General features: G+C 46.8%; 14 protein-coding genes. 3 read left to right on the plus strand and 11 right to left on the minus strand.

Annotated elements, in window-relative coordinates; all coding sequences use genetic code 11:
• Positions 1-777 (minus strand): flagellin, encoded by a 777-nt coding sequence (locus TPET_RS04065; RefSeq protein WP_011943380.1) that lies wholly within the window; start codon positions 775-777, stop codon positions 1-3.
• A 216-nt stretch (positions 778-993) separates the two neighbouring features.
• Positions 994-2148 carry an MFS transporter gene (locus tag TPET_RS04070; protein WP_011943381.1) on the minus strand — a complete coding sequence of 385 codons (1155 nt, stop codon included), beginning with the start codon at positions 2146-2148 and terminating at the stop codon, positions 994-996.
• 60 nt (positions 2149-2208) lie between these two features.
• On the opposite strand from TPET_RS04070, the gene TPET_RS04075 reads away from it, so the two are divergent.
• Positions 2209-3285: a M20 family metallopeptidase gene (locus TPET_RS04075; protein ID WP_011943382.1), complete on the plus strand. Its 1077-nt coding sequence runs from the start codon at positions 2209-2211 to the stop codon at positions 3283-3285.
• Positions 3275-4663 (plus strand): pyruvate carboxylase subunit B, encoded by a 1389-nt coding sequence (locus tag TPET_RS04080; protein WP_011943383.1) that lies wholly within the window; start codon positions 3275-3277, stop codon positions 4661-4663. The genes TPET_RS04075 and TPET_RS04080 overlap by 11 nt, the downstream gene beginning before the upstream one ends.
• Here TPET_RS04080 and TPET_RS04085 read toward each other — a convergent pair.
• From TPET_RS04085 to TPET_RS04110, 6 genes are read right to left on the minus strand one after another with little or no spacing between them, the layout of a single operon-like run.
• Complete coding sequence (locus tag TPET_RS04085; RefSeq protein ID WP_011943384.1) at positions 4609-5466, minus strand: sensor histidine kinase; 858 nt, start codon at positions 5464-5466, stop codon at positions 4609-4611. The genes TPET_RS04080 and TPET_RS04085 overlap by 55 nt on opposite strands.
• Positions 5463-6125, minus strand: coding sequence for a response regulator transcription factor (locus TPET_RS04090; RefSeq protein ID WP_011943385.1), 663 nt, complete (start codon positions 6123-6125; stop codon positions 5463-5465). The genes TPET_RS04085 and TPET_RS04090 overlap by 4 nt, the downstream gene beginning before the upstream one ends.
• Positions 6122-6919 (minus strand): metal ABC transporter permease, encoded by a 798-nt coding sequence (locus TPET_RS04095; RefSeq protein ID WP_011943386.1) that lies wholly within the window; start codon positions 6917-6919, stop codon positions 6122-6124. The genes TPET_RS04090 and TPET_RS04095 overlap by 4 nt, the downstream gene beginning before the upstream one ends.
• Positions 6916-7638 carry a metal ABC transporter ATP-binding protein gene (locus TPET_RS04100; protein ID WP_011943387.1) on the minus strand — a complete coding sequence of 241 codons (723 nt, stop codon included), beginning with the start codon at positions 7636-7638 and terminating at the stop codon, positions 6916-6918. The genes TPET_RS04095 and TPET_RS04100 overlap by 4 nt, the downstream gene beginning before the upstream one ends.
• Positions 7635-8438, minus strand: coding sequence for a metal ABC transporter substrate-binding protein (locus TPET_RS04105; protein ID WP_011943388.1), 804 nt, complete (start codon positions 8436-8438; stop codon positions 7635-7637). Before TPET_RS04105 ends, TPET_RS04100 begins: the two co-directional genes overlap by 4 nt.
• A complete protein-coding gene (locus TPET_RS04110) occupies positions 8435-8800 on the minus strand; it encodes a Fur family transcriptional regulator (RefSeq protein WP_011943389.1) in 366 nt (121 codons plus the stop codon). The genes TPET_RS04105 and TPET_RS04110 overlap by 4 nt, the downstream gene beginning before the upstream one ends.
• Positions 8801-9021: 221 nt before the next feature.
• Between TPET_RS04110 and TPET_RS04115 the strand changes: the two genes are divergently transcribed.
• The gene (locus TPET_RS04115; RefSeq protein ID WP_011943390.1) at positions 9022-10119 is read left to right on the plus strand and encodes a KamA family radical SAM protein; all 1098 of its coding nucleotides are present in this window, start codon (positions 9022-9024) and stop codon (positions 10117-10119) included.
• Positions 10120-10135: 16 nt separating this feature from the next.
• Here the strand turns inward: TPET_RS04115 and TPET_RS04120 are convergent, their stop codons facing one another.
• Genes TPET_RS04120 through TPET_RS04130 form a run of 3 tightly spaced genes read right to left on the minus strand, consistent with a single transcriptional unit; the run spans position 10136 to position 14046 of the window.
• Positions 10136-10690 (minus strand): iodotyrosine deiodinase, encoded by a 555-nt coding sequence (locus TPET_RS04120; RefSeq protein WP_011943391.1) that lies wholly within the window; start codon positions 10688-10690, stop codon positions 10136-10138.
• A gap of 2 nt (positions 10691-10692) precedes the next feature.
• The gene (locus TPET_RS04125) at positions 10693-11550 is read right to left on the minus strand and encodes an acetamidase/formamidase family protein (protein ID WP_011943392.1); all 858 of its coding nucleotides are present in this window, start codon (positions 11548-11550) and stop codon (positions 10693-10695) included.
• Positions 11551-11562: 12 nt separating this feature from the next.
• Positions 11563-14046: an adenosylcobalamin-dependent ribonucleoside-diphosphate reductase gene (locus tag TPET_RS04130; RefSeq protein WP_011943393.1), complete on the minus strand. Its 2484-nt coding sequence runs from the start codon at positions 14044-14046 to the stop codon at positions 11563-11565.
• Positions 14047-14104: the final 58 nt, after the last annotated feature.

A 14104-nucleotide genomic window follows, 5' to 3' on the forward strand; every position in this document is an offset into this window, starting at 1 on the left:
CTACATCAAGAGTTTGAGTACGTTTCCCGCATTTTCCATTCTGAAGAGAATTCCGGTCAGTGCCGTCTGTCTCAAAATGTCTTCCTTCGTTGACTCGAGGAGAAGTTCTGCCACGTTCGGTTCGAAAAGGCTTTCTGTTTTGAAGAGCTCCGTGTAGCTGTTCATCACACTTCTCGCTGAAGACTCCAGCCTGTTCATCCAGGATCCAACGTTTCCTCTGATCTGAGAGATGTTTTCCAGAGCTTGATCTATGGTTTCAAGAGATCTTTGTGCTCCTTCGAAGGTGGAAAGGTCCACTTCAAACAGTTCGGAGAGAGTCTCTTCGAGGTTTGGTATGTTCACCGTTACGTTCTGTCCTTCATTGGGTCCCGTCTGGATCACAAGGTTTCGAACGTCTCCAGCGAGCACCCTCTGTTCGTTGTAAGTTGTCTGCTGGATAATCCTTTTCACACCGCGCATTATTTCTTCGTATTCTTTCTGTGTCATGGATCTTTCTACGTCTGTGAGAGTAGCGTTCGAAGCCTGAACGGCGAGTTCTCTTGCCCTCTGAAGCGATGTTGATATGCTTTCAAGTCCCGAATCGGCCGTGTTCAGAAGACCTATTCCGTTGTATATTTGTGAAAGTGTCGTTTTGTATCCTTCTATCTGTCCTCTCAATTTCTGCTGAATGGTAAGTTCGGATACTGTGTTGAAGAGAAAACTTCCCGGTGTGGGGGCTTTTCTTTCAAGGCTGAGTTGCTGAATGTACCGCATCAGACTTACATCGTTCACCCTCATCCTGAATCCCCCCTTTCCATAATGAATTTTATCAGACTAAGGCTCCACCTTAATACGCCATAATGAAATTGCGGCCAAAAATCACGATCGTTGAGTAGGGCGGGAGCTGTCCGAGTTCATGCCCGTTGACCGTGCTCTGGCGGCGGAACCTAAAAAGGGTCTACGAGCCATCACGGGTTGAAGCAGAAAACCCTGCCTCATAAGAGGCAGGATGGTTCACCATTCGTATCTTTTCATTCTAAGAAGGAGCAGAGCCGCTGCAAACTGTATTACGAAAGAGAACAGTATCAGATAGAACCGGTTGATATCGTAGAGCGTTCCCATGATCCACGATCCAGAGAACCAGAAAACACCGTACACGGTGAAGAACATTCCGTAAGCGAATCCACGCTTTTCTGCAGGTACGATCTTCGCTACAACCGCTCTCATGATCGATTCCTGCGCTCCCATACCGATTCCCCAGAGAATCACTCCGGCAAAGATGAGCGGAAAACTGTTCGAAAAAGAAAGCAAGGGAAAGAAAGAAGAGAGAAGAAGCGCGTAGGCCAGGGCAACGAAACCCTTTTTATCGAACAAATGACCGAAAACCAGCGCAGCCACCGCATCCACGGCCATCGCGAGTGAGTAAGTCGCAGGGGCGAAGAAATCTTTCGTGACTTCAAAACTCTTCATGTGGTATGCGATGATAGGAAAATCAACGAAGGCAAAGGCCACCATCGAAACGATGGCAAGATAGAACCAGTAAGTCTTTCCCAGATTTCGATCCACTGGATTGTCTTTTCTCTTCTTCATTTCCTGAGGAGCTGGGAAAGTTATACGTGCCGTGAGGAGAAGAACCATTGCAACGAGAGCCGGTATGAGAAGGATGAAAAAGCAAAATCTGTAACTTTTTCCAAATGCGAGGGCGAATGTGAGCGCAAGAGGTCCCAAGATGGCACCGATCTGATCTAGTGCCTCATGAATGCCAAAGCCTTTGCCCATTCCAACTTCTTCAGAAGCGAAAGAGAGCAAGACATCCCTTGCGGGAGTTCTCAGGGCCTTCCCAAATCTTTCGGCGATGATGAGAACAAGCGCTGTCTGCCAGTTTCCTGCAAGTGCGAGAGCCGGTACCGCAAAGAGATTTATCGCGTATCCCAGGATGGTGAAAAGCCAGTACTTCCGTGTCTTATCGCTCAGAATTCCCGAAATCAATCTGAAGGCGTATCCTGTGAGCTCACCGAGTCCTACGGCAAATCCAAGAGCGGCGGCGCTCGCTCCCAGTGTCTTCATGAACGGTCCAATGATGCTCCTTGCCCCTTCGTAAGTAACGTCCGCGAAGAGACTGACCAGCCCCAAAAGCACGATGAATAGAAAGGCCTTTTTTCTGGACATAACATCCCTCCTCACCAGGGTTTTCTCAAAAGATAGTATAATGTAATTGGAGGGATAAAAATGAAGTGGATCGAAATTTACAAAAAACTCGTGAACATCGACACAGGACCCGATCTTCCATTCGAAGAGAAGCTGAGGCGAACGTCGTTTCTGACAGAAATCCTCGAAGACCTTGGTTTCAGAGTGGAAAAAAGGGAAGCCGCTTACGTGGCCTTCCGTGGGAAACCGCCTTACATTACCCTCATAGGACATCTCGACACCGTCTTTCCCGAAGGTGAATCGAAGAGAAGACCTTTCACAATAGAAGGAAACATCGCCAAGGGTCCTGGTGTTTGTGACATGAAAGGGGGAGTTGTGATTCTCCTTGAGTCTTTGAAAAGATTCCTCCAACAGAACGACACCGATCTCTGTGTGGTTCTGAATGTGGATGAAGAACTGGGATCACCGCTCAGTGGAGAATTGTTCAAAGAAGTTGCCGGTATGAGTTCCCACTGTCTATCCTTCGAGCCGGGAAGAGAAAACGGAGAGCTCATATCCTCCAGGAAGGGAATCATCTCCCTGTGGTTGTTCGCTCGCGGAAAAAAAGGACACGCTTCGAGACTGGACGAAGGAGCCAACGCGATCGTTGAACTGGCTTTCAAAGTGATGGAACTCACTTCACTGAACGGGAGATTTCCAAACCTTACTCTGAATCCAACGATCGTAAAGGGTGGTGCGGAAAGCAACGTGACACCGGACAAAGCGGAGGTTTATTTCGATGTCAGGTACTACGATGACAAAGAGTACGAGTTTCTCGAAGAAACACTGAAACGACTCTCTGCTGTACATCCTGAAGCGAACGTTTCTTACAGCTTGAAACTCAGAAGGCTTCCTATGAAAGAAGATCCTGATTTTGTGAACATCGTGAAGATGTCTGCCGAAGAGATTGGAATGACTGTGAGTTTTGTGAGGGCAACTGGTGGAGGAGACGTGGCGTTTTTCTCGCAGAACGGCGTTCCTTCCATAGACGGCCTGGGTATTCCCGGTGGTAAGATGCACTCCGAGGATGAATACGCGAGACTCGATCAATTTGAAGATAGGGTGAATCTGGTTGTACATCTTTTGAGAAAACTTGGAGGTGAAAAAAATGTTCGTTGATACAACCTTAAGAGATGGACATCAATCTCTGATTGCGACGAGGATGAGAACGGAAGATATGCTGCCTGCTCTCGAAGCGTTCGACAGAATGAATTTTCACTCCATGGAAGTCTGGGGAGGAGCAACCTTCGATGTCGCCGTTAGATTTCTGAACGAAAATCCATGGGAGAGGTTGAAAAAGATAAGAGAGGGTTTGAAGAACACGAAGATTCAGATGCTTCTGAGAGGACAGAATCTCGTTGGCTACAGGCACTACGCGGACGATGTTGTGGAGCTTTTCATAAAGAAAGTGGCGGAGTATGGACTGGATATCATACGTATCTTCGATGCGCTGAACGATGAAAGAAACCTGCAGAAATCTATTGAAGAGTCAAAAAAGCACGGTCTTCATGTTCAGGTAGCGATCAGTTACACGGTGAGTCCTGTCCACACTCTCGATTACTATCTTGACTTCGCAAGAAAACTTCTGGATATGGGAGTGGACTCGATTTGTATAAAGGACATGGCGGGGCTTCTCACTCCAAAAAGGGCTTACGAACTCGTCAGGGCTTTGAAAGAGAAGTTCGGTGTTCCCGTTGAGGTCCACTCTCACTGTACCACAGGCTTTGCTCCCCTTGCGTATCAAGCGGCTTACGAAGCAGGGGCGGATTTTTTCGATACGGCTATTTCTCCGTTTTCTATGGGAACGTCTCAGCCAACTTTTGAAACCATGTATTACGCTTTCAGAGGAAACGGAAAAGAGGATTTTGACAGAGAAGCGCTGAAGTTTCTGGTGGATCATTTCACGAAGGTGAGAATGAAATACATCGAGTACGATGTGGGGATGAAGTATCCAGATTCGAGGATCATATTCTCGCAGATTCCCGGTGGTATGTACTCCAACCTTCTCAAGCAGTTGAAGGAGCAGAGGATGGAACACTTGCTTGATAAGGTGCTCGAGGAGGTTCCGAGGGTCCAAAAAGACCTCGGTTATCCACCACTCGTTACACCAACGAGTCAGATCGTGGGTGTTCAGGCGTTTCTCAACGTGGTCTATGGTAGATACGAGCGGATAACCAACGAAACGAGGAATTATGTGAAAGGACTCTATGGTAGGCCACCCGCACTGATTGATCCAGAACTGATGAGAAAGATTCTTGGTGATGAGAAACCCATAGATTGCAGACCTGCTGATCTTTTGGAACCCGAACTGGACAAAGCAAGGAAAGAATTGGGAATTCTTGCTGAAACAGACGAAGATCTCCTCATTGCTGTGATCCTGGGAGAGGTTGGTAAGAAATTTTTGAGGAAGAAGTACGAGGAGAAGATCGGTGTGGACTTCAACTATCTCGAGTCTCTCTCTGACTTTACCGATGACATGCCGGTGTATCCAGTGTAAATCTCAAAAACGTTGTAATCTCCTTCTCTCCTGTAAGCGATTCTGAAGCCATGCATTTCGAAGAATTCTCTTGCGAGGTACAGGCCCAGTCCTGTACCTTTGCTTTTTTTCTTTTTCTCGAAAAGATTTGCACGCACCTCATAGGGGATCTCTGGTCCGGGACCTTTCACGATGACTTTGTCTTTTTTCACGTGGACCTCCACCGGTCCCGCAGAATACTTCACAGCGTTTTCTATCACGTTGTAAAAGGCTCTGAAAAGCTTCATGGGATCAGCTTCGACTTCCACGACGTCATCGTACTTGAAAATGACTTTTCCTGGGAATTTTTCCACCACGTCGTTCACGAGTTCGACGAGATTAACCGGCTCTTTTCTCAACCTTTCAAGACCAGCTTCGAGCTTGGCGAATTCGTAGAATTCTTCTATGATTTTCTGCAAATTTTCGTCCTCAACCTCATTCCATACGAGCGATTTCACATCGTGCACAAAACCGGTGACGATGTCTTTCAATTTTTCCGTTTCTTTTTCCTGAATCAGCGAATTTTCGACTATCGAATTCACCTCTTCGGCAAGTTTTGTGATCTCATCGTTCAGGAAATCTTCGAATCGACTTTTTCTGGCTACAGCTTCTCTGAGCTTCCTCAGTCTGCTGGTCACCAGAATATGAGTAGCGAGACTAACAAAGAGCGCTGAAAAGAAAGAGAAAATAACGACATCCACAAAGTTCATCCTGTTTCCCCAGAAGATTCCAAGTAAGGCTATATTCACAAGAAAGGTGATAAGAAAGGTTCTCAAAGATATCATCTTTCTCCCCCCGTGAACATGTAACCCACACCCCAGATGGTCTTTATGTATCGAGGACGGTTTGGGTCGTCCTCTATGGCTTTTCTGATTCTCTTTATGACTGTGTCCACAACCCTTGGTGAGACAGGGTCTTCCCAAAAGGTTTCCAGGAGTTTCTCTCGCGTGACGACTTTTCCGGCGTTTTCTGCGAGAAAGAGCAGTATCTCGAATTCTTTTTTGGGAAGATGTATTCTTTTCCCCTTCAAAAACACAGTAAAACCAGAGGCATCTATCTTCAGATCCCCGAAGTCGTACAGTCCCTTCTTTTCCCTCTCCAGAAATCTTTTCACTCTCACGAGGAGAATCTCTGGATTGAACGGTTTTGTCACGTAGTCGTCCGCCCCCGCTTCGAATCCTTTCAGAACGCTTTCATCATCGGAAAGGAGCGTTAGGAGTATCACCCAGGTTTCGGGTCGGGTTTCTTTTATCATCCTGCAGATCTCGTAACCACTGTAGTCTGGAAGCATGACGTCCAGAACCACAACATGAAAGACTTCCTCGTCGTTCAAAAAATCTTCTCCTGTGAGGAAGGTTTTCACCTGTCCCAACTGCTGGAGTTTTTCACTCACCGTTTTCAGAATATTTTTGTCGTCATCCACAACGGCTATCTCCCACATCATGAGAATTTTAGCATTGGAAGGAAAGAAACGAAAGCGATGATCACAATGACCGGACCTGGTGGCAGGTCGAGATTGTAAGCGGTCAGAAACCCCGCGAAGAAAACGCCGGTGCTGAAGATGACGGATATTGTTGTGAGTGACCAGAAGGATTTTCCAAATATTTTCGAGACGAGTCCGGGAAGGATCAGAAGAGCACCTGTGAGAATCACACCAACCACTTTGACGGTCGTCACCACGGTGATAGCGATGAACGAGGTGATCAGAAAACGGATGAGATCTGTTTTTATGCCATAAAACCTGGCCATTTTTTCATCTACTATGAAATACTTGATGTCCCATCTGAACACCACGGTGAGGATCACGCTCAGGGAAAGGACAACGGCCGTTATCGCGACGTCGGTGCTGTTCACAAGAAGTACGTCACCGAACAGATACCCCATCACATCTGTCTGATACCTTCCCGAAACAGAAAAGAGAACCACTCCAACGGCCATGAAGAAGGGAAGGAGGATGCCTATGGCACTGCTTTCGCTGATCCTGGAGCGAGAAAAGAGACTCACCGCAAAAGCGAAAAGAAGAGCCGTGGCAAAGGCAATCAATCTGTGATCCGCTCCGATGAGAGTGGCTACAGCAAGCCCGGCAAAGACTGCGTGTGCGGTTCCATCTCCTATGAACTCCATCCTTCTAAAAACCACTATTGGAGAAACAAGGCCGGATAAAGACGCGACCAGGATTCCCCCAACGAAAGCTGTCCTTAAGAAACTGTACTCAACGAGATCGTGAAAGAAGCTCAATCTCTCTCCCTCCCATGGTAGATCTCGTAGTGTCTTGTTCCTCTGATCCATATGTCGAAGTCTGTGAAGATTCTCTTGAGGTCTTCAGGGTTGATCGTTTCAGTTGGACCATGACAGTGAAGGGTCCTGTTGAGACACATGATGGTGCTGCATTCTTTGAACACCATTCCGATGTCGTGGCTGACCATGATGACTGTGATATTTTTTTCTTTCCTCAATCGGTTCAGAAGCTCGTAAAAGGAAGCCTTTCCCATTTCATCCACTCCAGCCTCAGGTTCGTCCAATACGAGAATATCCGGATCTGAAAGAAGGGCCCTCGCGAGTGAGAGTCTCTGGAATTCACCACCTGAGAGGTTCTTTATCGGATCGTTTTCTTTGTGAAGGATCCCCACATCTTTCAAGGTCGATCTCACCTTTTCCCAGTCTATCTTTCTGTACCTGCCGTACATTCCCATCGCAGCGAACTCTTTTACGGTGATGGGAAACTCTCTCTGAACCTGATGGAGCTGTGGAAGGTATCCTATCTTCCCTCTGACTTCTACCTTGCCTTCGTAATTCTTTATCTCCCCCACCAGAATTCTCACAAGTGTGGTTTTTCCTGCTCCGTTCGGGCCGATTACTCCAACGAATTCACCTTCTTCCACGGAGAAGGTTACATTCTTCAGGATCTCAAAATCGTTTATTCTGTAGGTCAGATTCTTCACTTCCACGATTTTCATTTCAGCGCCTCCTGGATCACAGAAAGATTCTTTCTCAGGAGTTCCACGATCGTCTTTTCTCCGTTCACTCCGAGGGGATCGAGCACGAAGCTCTTCATTCTCAGTTCTTTTTCGAGGCTCGAAAGAATCTCTGCCGGCTGCTGTGGTTCTCTGAACAGGGCAGCAATCTGTTCTTTTTTCCTGAGGATCTCTTTGATCGTGGAAAAACTCGTGCTGTGTTCATGACCGCTGGAGAGTGGTATCAATTCCAGGCCGAATTCCTTGAAGAAGTACGTAAAACTCGGATGAGCCATCACCACTGTTTTTCCGGTGTAGGGAAGGAGAGTTTCGAAAGATTCTCTGATCACGGTGTCCAGTCCGCTTACGATCTCTTCTGCTTTCTGTCTTATTTCACTCTGTTTTTCCGGGAATTTCTCGATGAGAACCTGGTACAGTCCAGGAACAATGTAGTATTTGAGGAAGAAAGGATCGAGCCAGATGTGAGGGTTCTCGTCGACGAGAAGAAGTGCTGGAATGAAGTCTGAAACGAAAACTGTCTTTTCTTTGTATTTTTCCAAATACGTTTCCAATCCGAGTCCGTTCGCTACGATCAGATCCGCTTCTTCCAGAGTCTTAGTGTCGGAAGGCTTTAGTGAAAACAAGTGTGGATTCGCTCCAGGGGGAACAAGGAGCTTTACGCTCGCCGTATCGCCGAGCAGTTGAAAAACGATGAGGTAGTACGGGTTTATCGTGGTCACGATAGTTTTGCCGAAACTCAAAACGGTGACAGCGAGTACTAGAAGGAGAAGAATCCTCCTCATTTTTCCACCTCCTTTTTGCATTCCTTACAGATTCCGTGAATCAAAAACAGATGACTTTCTTCAGAAAAATCGTACTTTTCCTGGAGTTTTTTAAGAAATTCATCCACGCATTCTTCGAAAGGAAAGAGCTTCCCGCATTTCTCACAGATCAAAAAGTGATAGTGTCTTTTCTTCTTGAAGAAGTATCTCGGGCCACCCACACTGAAAGAACCCACGAGATTTCTTTCCTCTAAAAACTTCAAAGCCCTGTAGACCGTGGAGAGGTTCACATCCAGTTTTCGATGTATCTCCTCGGCAGTGAGAGGAACTCTGGAAGATTCGATTATTTCGAAAACGGCTTCCCTGTTTTTTGTCATCCTCATACTCTCACCTGCAAATGCAAAGCATTTGCAAGTTATATTGTACTACACACAGTCGCTGATTTCAAGATATCATTCAAACATTGTACTGATGATATATTTCTCAGTATTCATCGTGCTCTCCGATTATACCGTATTATGGTATAATGAAAATGGATGGCAGATGTCGTATTCGTCGAAGCTGAGTTCTTCGATGTTAAAACAAAAATCAGGAGGTGATTCGATTGAAGGTGAAATACTACACCAGCATAACACAGGTGGAACAATTGTCTCCTGAAGAAAGAGAGAGGTTGAAGAGGATAGAGGAAAAGTACCGATTCAGAGCCAACTCTTATTACTTGAGTCTCATAGACTGGTCAGACCCTGATGACCCTATCAGGAAGATCGTAGTACCCGAGGAGGATGAACTTGAGGAGTGGGGAACGCTGGATGCTTCTAACGAAAAATCTTACACCGTTGCGAAGGGGCTTCAGCACAAATACCCGGACACGGCCCTCTTTCTTGTGAACGATGTTTGTGGTGGATTTTGCAGATTTTGTTTCAGGAAGAGACTCTTCATAAACGTTGGAGCCGAAGTCATACGAGACATCACACCTCAACTCGATTACATCCGCTCACATAAAGAGATAACGAACGTTTTGCTCACGGGTGGTGATCCTCTGCTTCTGTCCACGGAGAAACTGGAGAAGATCATTGGCTCCCTGAGAGAAATTGATCATGTTCAGATAATAAGAATTGGAAGCAAGATCCCGGCGTTCAATCCCTACAGGATAATCGATGATCCCGAACTTTTGAGAATGATCAGAAAGTACAGCACGAAGGAGAAGAAAATATATGTGATGACGCAGTTCAACCATCCAAAGGAGTTGACAGAAGAGGCAATAGAAGCGGTGAATCTTTTGAAGGATGCGGGAGCAGTTCTCTGCAATCAGACACCTCTTCTGAGAGGGATAAACGACTCGCCGGAAACCCTGGGAGAGCTTCTTGACAGGTTATCCTTTGTTGGAGTGACACCTTACTACGTGTTTCAAAACAGGCCGGTCTCTGGAAACAGGAAATTCGCCGTTCCGATTGAAGAGGGTTACGAGATCTTCACGAAGGCGATTTCGAACATATCTGGTGTCGCCAAGCGGGTCAGATACGTTATGTCTCACAGAACAGGGAAGATAGAAATCGCAGCCCTCACGAAAAATTTCATCGTTTTCAAATACCATAGAGCACACGATGAGAAGAATAGAAGAAAAGTCATGGTGTACAAGAGGAATTCCCAGGCGCTCTGGTTCGACGACTACAGTGAACTTTTGGAAGAATACACCGTGTGAATCCCCCTGCCGGAGATTAAAAGTGGTTGAAACTCACTTTCACTTCTTCTCTTGGATACTTGGGTTTCGGATCGTCCGGGTATCCAACCGGGAGTATTACCTCAAATCTCAAATCTGATGGTGTGTTCACGATTTTTGCTATTTCATTTGGATTCGGCGGTGTGTACGGGACGGTTCCAAGTCCCTGTTCTTCCAATGCGAGGAGAAGATATCCGATCGCGAGCCAGACAGATTCTCTCGAATAGGGTGCGTCTTTTTTTGAGAACACGAGCAGAAGATATGGTGCTTCTTCGAGAAAGGGTTTTTTCCAGTTGAAACTGTTTTCGTTGAGCCATTCTTTAAGTTTTCCTCTCACGTTTTCGTAGAAGTCTTTCTCGGCCTTTTCACAGGTTTCCCTGATTTGTCTTTTCATTTCTTCATCTTCTACGACGAGAAATCTCCAGGGTTGAGCATTCATTCCCGAGGGAGCCTCGTTCGCCATCTTCAGACAGTACATCAACTTCTCAATGGAAGGCTTTTCTTCTCTGAATTTTCTCACGGTCTTTCGCTGTTTTGCAAGGTCGTAGAGCATCCTCATACCCCCGTGAAGATGTATTTTGGAATGCGAGCCTTCACAGTCTTAGCGGGATTCACGAGATGAGAGATACCCACATCGACGGAGAGACTGGCAAGCATGTAGGCATCTGTGAAGGGAACGGTTTTCCTCCTCTGGATGAACCACACCGCTTCGCGTGTGACTTCTTTCAGAGCCTCTTCGATATCTGGAAGAGAAACGATGATGTAGTAGGCATCGTTCGTTTCAATCACGGGCCATTTGATTTCTTCCTTGGATACATCGATCTCCACAACCACTTTTGCAGGGACTTCGCACGCGGAGACGCACACTTCTCCGTCTCCCATCGTTGCGTGGACGTCTCCCAGAGCAAGAAGTGCACCTTCCTGGAACACTGGAAGGTGCACCGTGACGTTCTCTGTTATCTCTTTCGTGTCCATGTTTCCCCCATGTCTGTGGGCTGTTCCTGTTGGGTACTCTCCTTCCTGAGGTGCGACACCGATCACTCCTACCATCGGGTGAATTGGAATCCTCATACCATCGAACAGAACGGCCCATTTCTCTATTTCCAGTTCTTTTGTGTGAAAACCCTCCACTTCGTCACCGAGAACTCCGAACCCCTTGCCAGTTACGATCACTCCTCTTCGAGGAAGTTCTATCCTCTTTATCCGAACCTTCAGTGTGTCTCCGGGCTTTGCACCGTTGACAAATACAGGTCCCGCCGCTGGATTCACCTTCGAAAAATCGATTTTATCGTAATTACCACCAAGTGCATCGAGTGTTTCGAACACGACCTGTTCACCAGGGTATACCTCTTCCACGGGTACCATGCTCGCAGAAAACGAGTATACACACCTCTGGGCTGGTACAATCTTCATGTTCTCATCTCCTCACTCACACTTTGACCAGCCGCAGTTCTTACAGCTCACACATCCTTCTTGCTTTATCAGAGAGTTCTTCGAGAGACAAACGGGACAGTACACGTTTCCTTCGTCGTCCACGTAGTAACCGCTTTGCCATCTGAGGTTGTGTGCCACTATGAACTTTTCTCTTTCGATCGGCTCTTCCTCGCTCTCTGGTGCCTCTTTACCCGTTCTGAGCCACAGTTTTGCGAAGTCTTCAAGCGCTTTCTTGATTTCTTCGGCGAGACCCTTGCAGTATTCTCCCTTCACCTTCGAGAGCTGTTCTATGATTTCGTCCATGGAAACACCCGCTCTGAGGGCTATGGAGGAGAGTCTTCCAATCGCTTCGGCCATTTCGGTGCCATTTGAGATGAATATCTCCACGGCTTCACCAGTGTCGTCGAAGGATATCGTTATGTAGGTGGTCCCGTCCGGTCTTTTGTACTTTCTCGTGACGCTTCTGAGAGTGTCTTTTCTTGGTCTTGGGTGGAGCTTCAGCTTCTCATCGACGACGAAGAACTGGACCTTTGGAGCCTCCGGTGTCTTCAAGGCTTTCGTCAGCACTTGCGTTTGCAGAGAGCCATCTCTGTACACGGTGATGCCCCTAACGTTTGTTCTGAGGGCTTCAAGGTACACGTTGAGAACATCATCCACGGTTGCGCTCTGAGGCATGTTGATCGTTTTGGAGATGTTGTTATCAACGTACCTCTGGAAGGCATCCTGCATGAGGAGGTGATCCATTGGATCTATATCGAGTGCGACCACAAAGACTTTCTTTATTTTCTCCGGAACATCCGGGATATCCTTCAAGCTTCCCTTCTCTATGAGTTCTTTCTCTATCTTCTTGAGGATCTCCGGATTCAATTTCTCTCTGAGCACCTGGTTCACGTAGAGAAGAGGCTCTTTCGTCCCGTCTTCCTTCGTCACGAATCTGGTGTATGCGAGGAGGAAGTTTGGTTCCAATCCTGACGAAGTGTCTGCTATGTTCGAGATCGAACCGGTGGGTGCGATCGTCAGAAGAGCGACGTTTCTTCTGAACTCTTTTGTCATCTTCATGACTTCTCTTATTTCATCGTCGTAGTTGCTCATACCCATAGCGAAAGGCACGAAGTTGTCTTCCGTTCTGTACCTCGAGATCTCAAGGAGCGGGAAGTTCCCTTTTTCTTTTCCGAGTTCATAGGAAGTTCTGTGTGCTTGGAGCGCTATGAAAGCCATGAGATTGGCCGCGAAATCACGAGCTTCCTGAGAATTGTAAGGAATTTCGAGCTTGTAGAGGAGATCGGCAAATCCCATTATTCCAAGACCGAGCCTTCTGCTCTCTTTGACTGCTTTTGTGATCTTGTCTATTGGAAACACGTTCACATCGATGACGTTGTCGAGGAAACGAACGGCTATCTGGACGAGTTCCTGAAGCGCTTCTAAATCCACAAAACCATTGTTATAGAACTTTGCAACGTCGATGGAACCGAGGTTGCAGGCTTCGTAATCTGAAAGCCCGATCTCACCGCACGGATTGGTCGAGTTGATCTTTCTGTGCGGGTAGAGTGGATAGTATTTGTTCATCTCTCCGAGGAAGGCAAGTCCCGGGTCTCCACTCTTCCAGGCATTTGTAGCGATCTTTCTGAAGAGTTCTCTGATCTTAACCTTCTTCCTGATCGTGCTTCTTGGATGAGAAAGCTCGAGTTCACCGTCTTCTTCGTAGAGTTTCAGAATCTCTTTCTTGTCCATTGGAAATCCAACAGAGAGGTTGAAGAAGTTCAGCACCGCTTCTCCCGTGTTTTCTTTCTTTGCGTCTATGAATTCTTCTATGTCGGGATGGTTTATGTTCAAGATGCCCATCAGTGCCCCGCGTCTTCTGTAACCCTGTTTCACAACGGAGATGGCGGAGTTGAAAACGTGCATGAAAGAAACGGGACCGGACGCTTTTCCGTGTGTGCCTGCCACAAAACTGCCCTTCGGCCTCAACTCAGAAAAGTTACTCCCCACTCCTCCTCCCACTTTCGTTATGAGTGCGTACTCTTTCACCGCTTCAAAGATCTCTTCGATGCTGTCGCCAACGGGTACTACGAAGCACGCGGAGAGCATATGAAGATGGTTTCTCGATCTGTAAATTTCTTCGTAATCTTCCAGTGTCATCTGATCGATGGGCTTCCACAGGAGATCGTGCTTCACCCCGAGTCCTGCGTTGAAGAGGGTGGGACTGTTTGGAATGAAGATCCTCGCTTTCAAAACTCTGAAGAAGGTATCCTCCCATTCTTTTATTCTGTCGAGTTTTTCGTTCTTCTTGTACGATGGGTTCAGAAGCTCTGCCGTTGCTACAACTCTTGCCACCCTTCTTGCCACGTCTTCCCATTTCGTTTCCAGATAATTCCCATCCAGATCCTTCATGAAATACCTGTCTCTGAGGATTATCTGAGCATTTTTTGAAGGTTCAACATCGATCCACTTTGAGATCAAATCGGACAACTTCATGCTCTCCCTCCTATTTTTTAACAACATATTGTGTATTTTTTCACAGCGATTCAACATT

This window comes from Thermotoga petrophila RKU-1, from assembly GCF_000016785.1.
In the GTDB taxonomy this organism is placed as follows: Bacteria; Thermotogota; Thermotogae; order Thermotogales; family Thermotogaceae; genus Thermotoga; species Thermotoga petrophila.

Coding starts and splice junctions, on each gene's coding strand:
- TPET_RS04085 (WP_011943384.1), bottom strand. CDS start 5,466: ATGATATCTTTGAGAACCTTTCTTATCACCTTTCTTGTGAATATAGCC.
- TPET_RS04075 (WP_011943382.1), top strand. CDS start 2,209: ATGAAGTGGATCGAAATTTACAAAAAACTCGTGAACATCGACACAGGA.
- TPET_RS04125 (WP_011943392.1), bottom strand. CDS start 11,550: ATGAAGATTGTACCAGCCCAGAGGTGTGTATACTCGTTTTCTGCGAGC.
- TPET_RS04100 (WP_011943387.1), bottom strand. CDS start 7,638: ATGAAAATCGTGGAAGTGAAGAATCTGACCTACAGAATAAACGATTTT.
- TPET_RS04065 (WP_011943380.1), bottom strand. CDS start 777: ATGAGGGTGAACGATGTAAGTCTGATGCGGTACATTCAGCAACTCAGC.
- TPET_RS04120 (WP_011943391.1), bottom strand. CDS start 10,690: ATGCTCTACGACCTTGCAAAACAGCGAAAGACCGTGAGAAAATTCAGA.
- TPET_RS04130 (WP_011943393.1), bottom strand. CDS start 14,046: ATGAAGTTGTCCGATTTGATCTCAAAGTGGATCGATGTTGAACCTTCA.
- TPET_RS04105 (WP_011943388.1), bottom strand. CDS start 8,438: ATGAGGAGGATTCTTCTCCTTCTAGTACTCGCTGTCACCGTTTTGAGT.
- TPET_RS04110 (WP_011943389.1), bottom strand. CDS start 8,800: ATGAGGATGACAAAAAACAGGGAAGCCGTTTTCGAAATAATCGAATCT.
- TPET_RS04070 (WP_011943381.1), bottom strand. CDS start 2,148: ATGTCCAGAAAAAAGGCCTTTCTATTCATCGTGCTTTTGGGGCTGGTC.
- TPET_RS04080 (WP_011943383.1), top strand. CDS start 3,275: ATGTTCGTTGATACAACCTTAAGAGATGGACATCAATCTCTGATTGCG.
- TPET_RS04090 (WP_011943385.1), bottom strand. CDS start 6,125: ATGATGTGGGAGATAGCCGTTGTGGATGACGACAAAAATATTCTGAAA.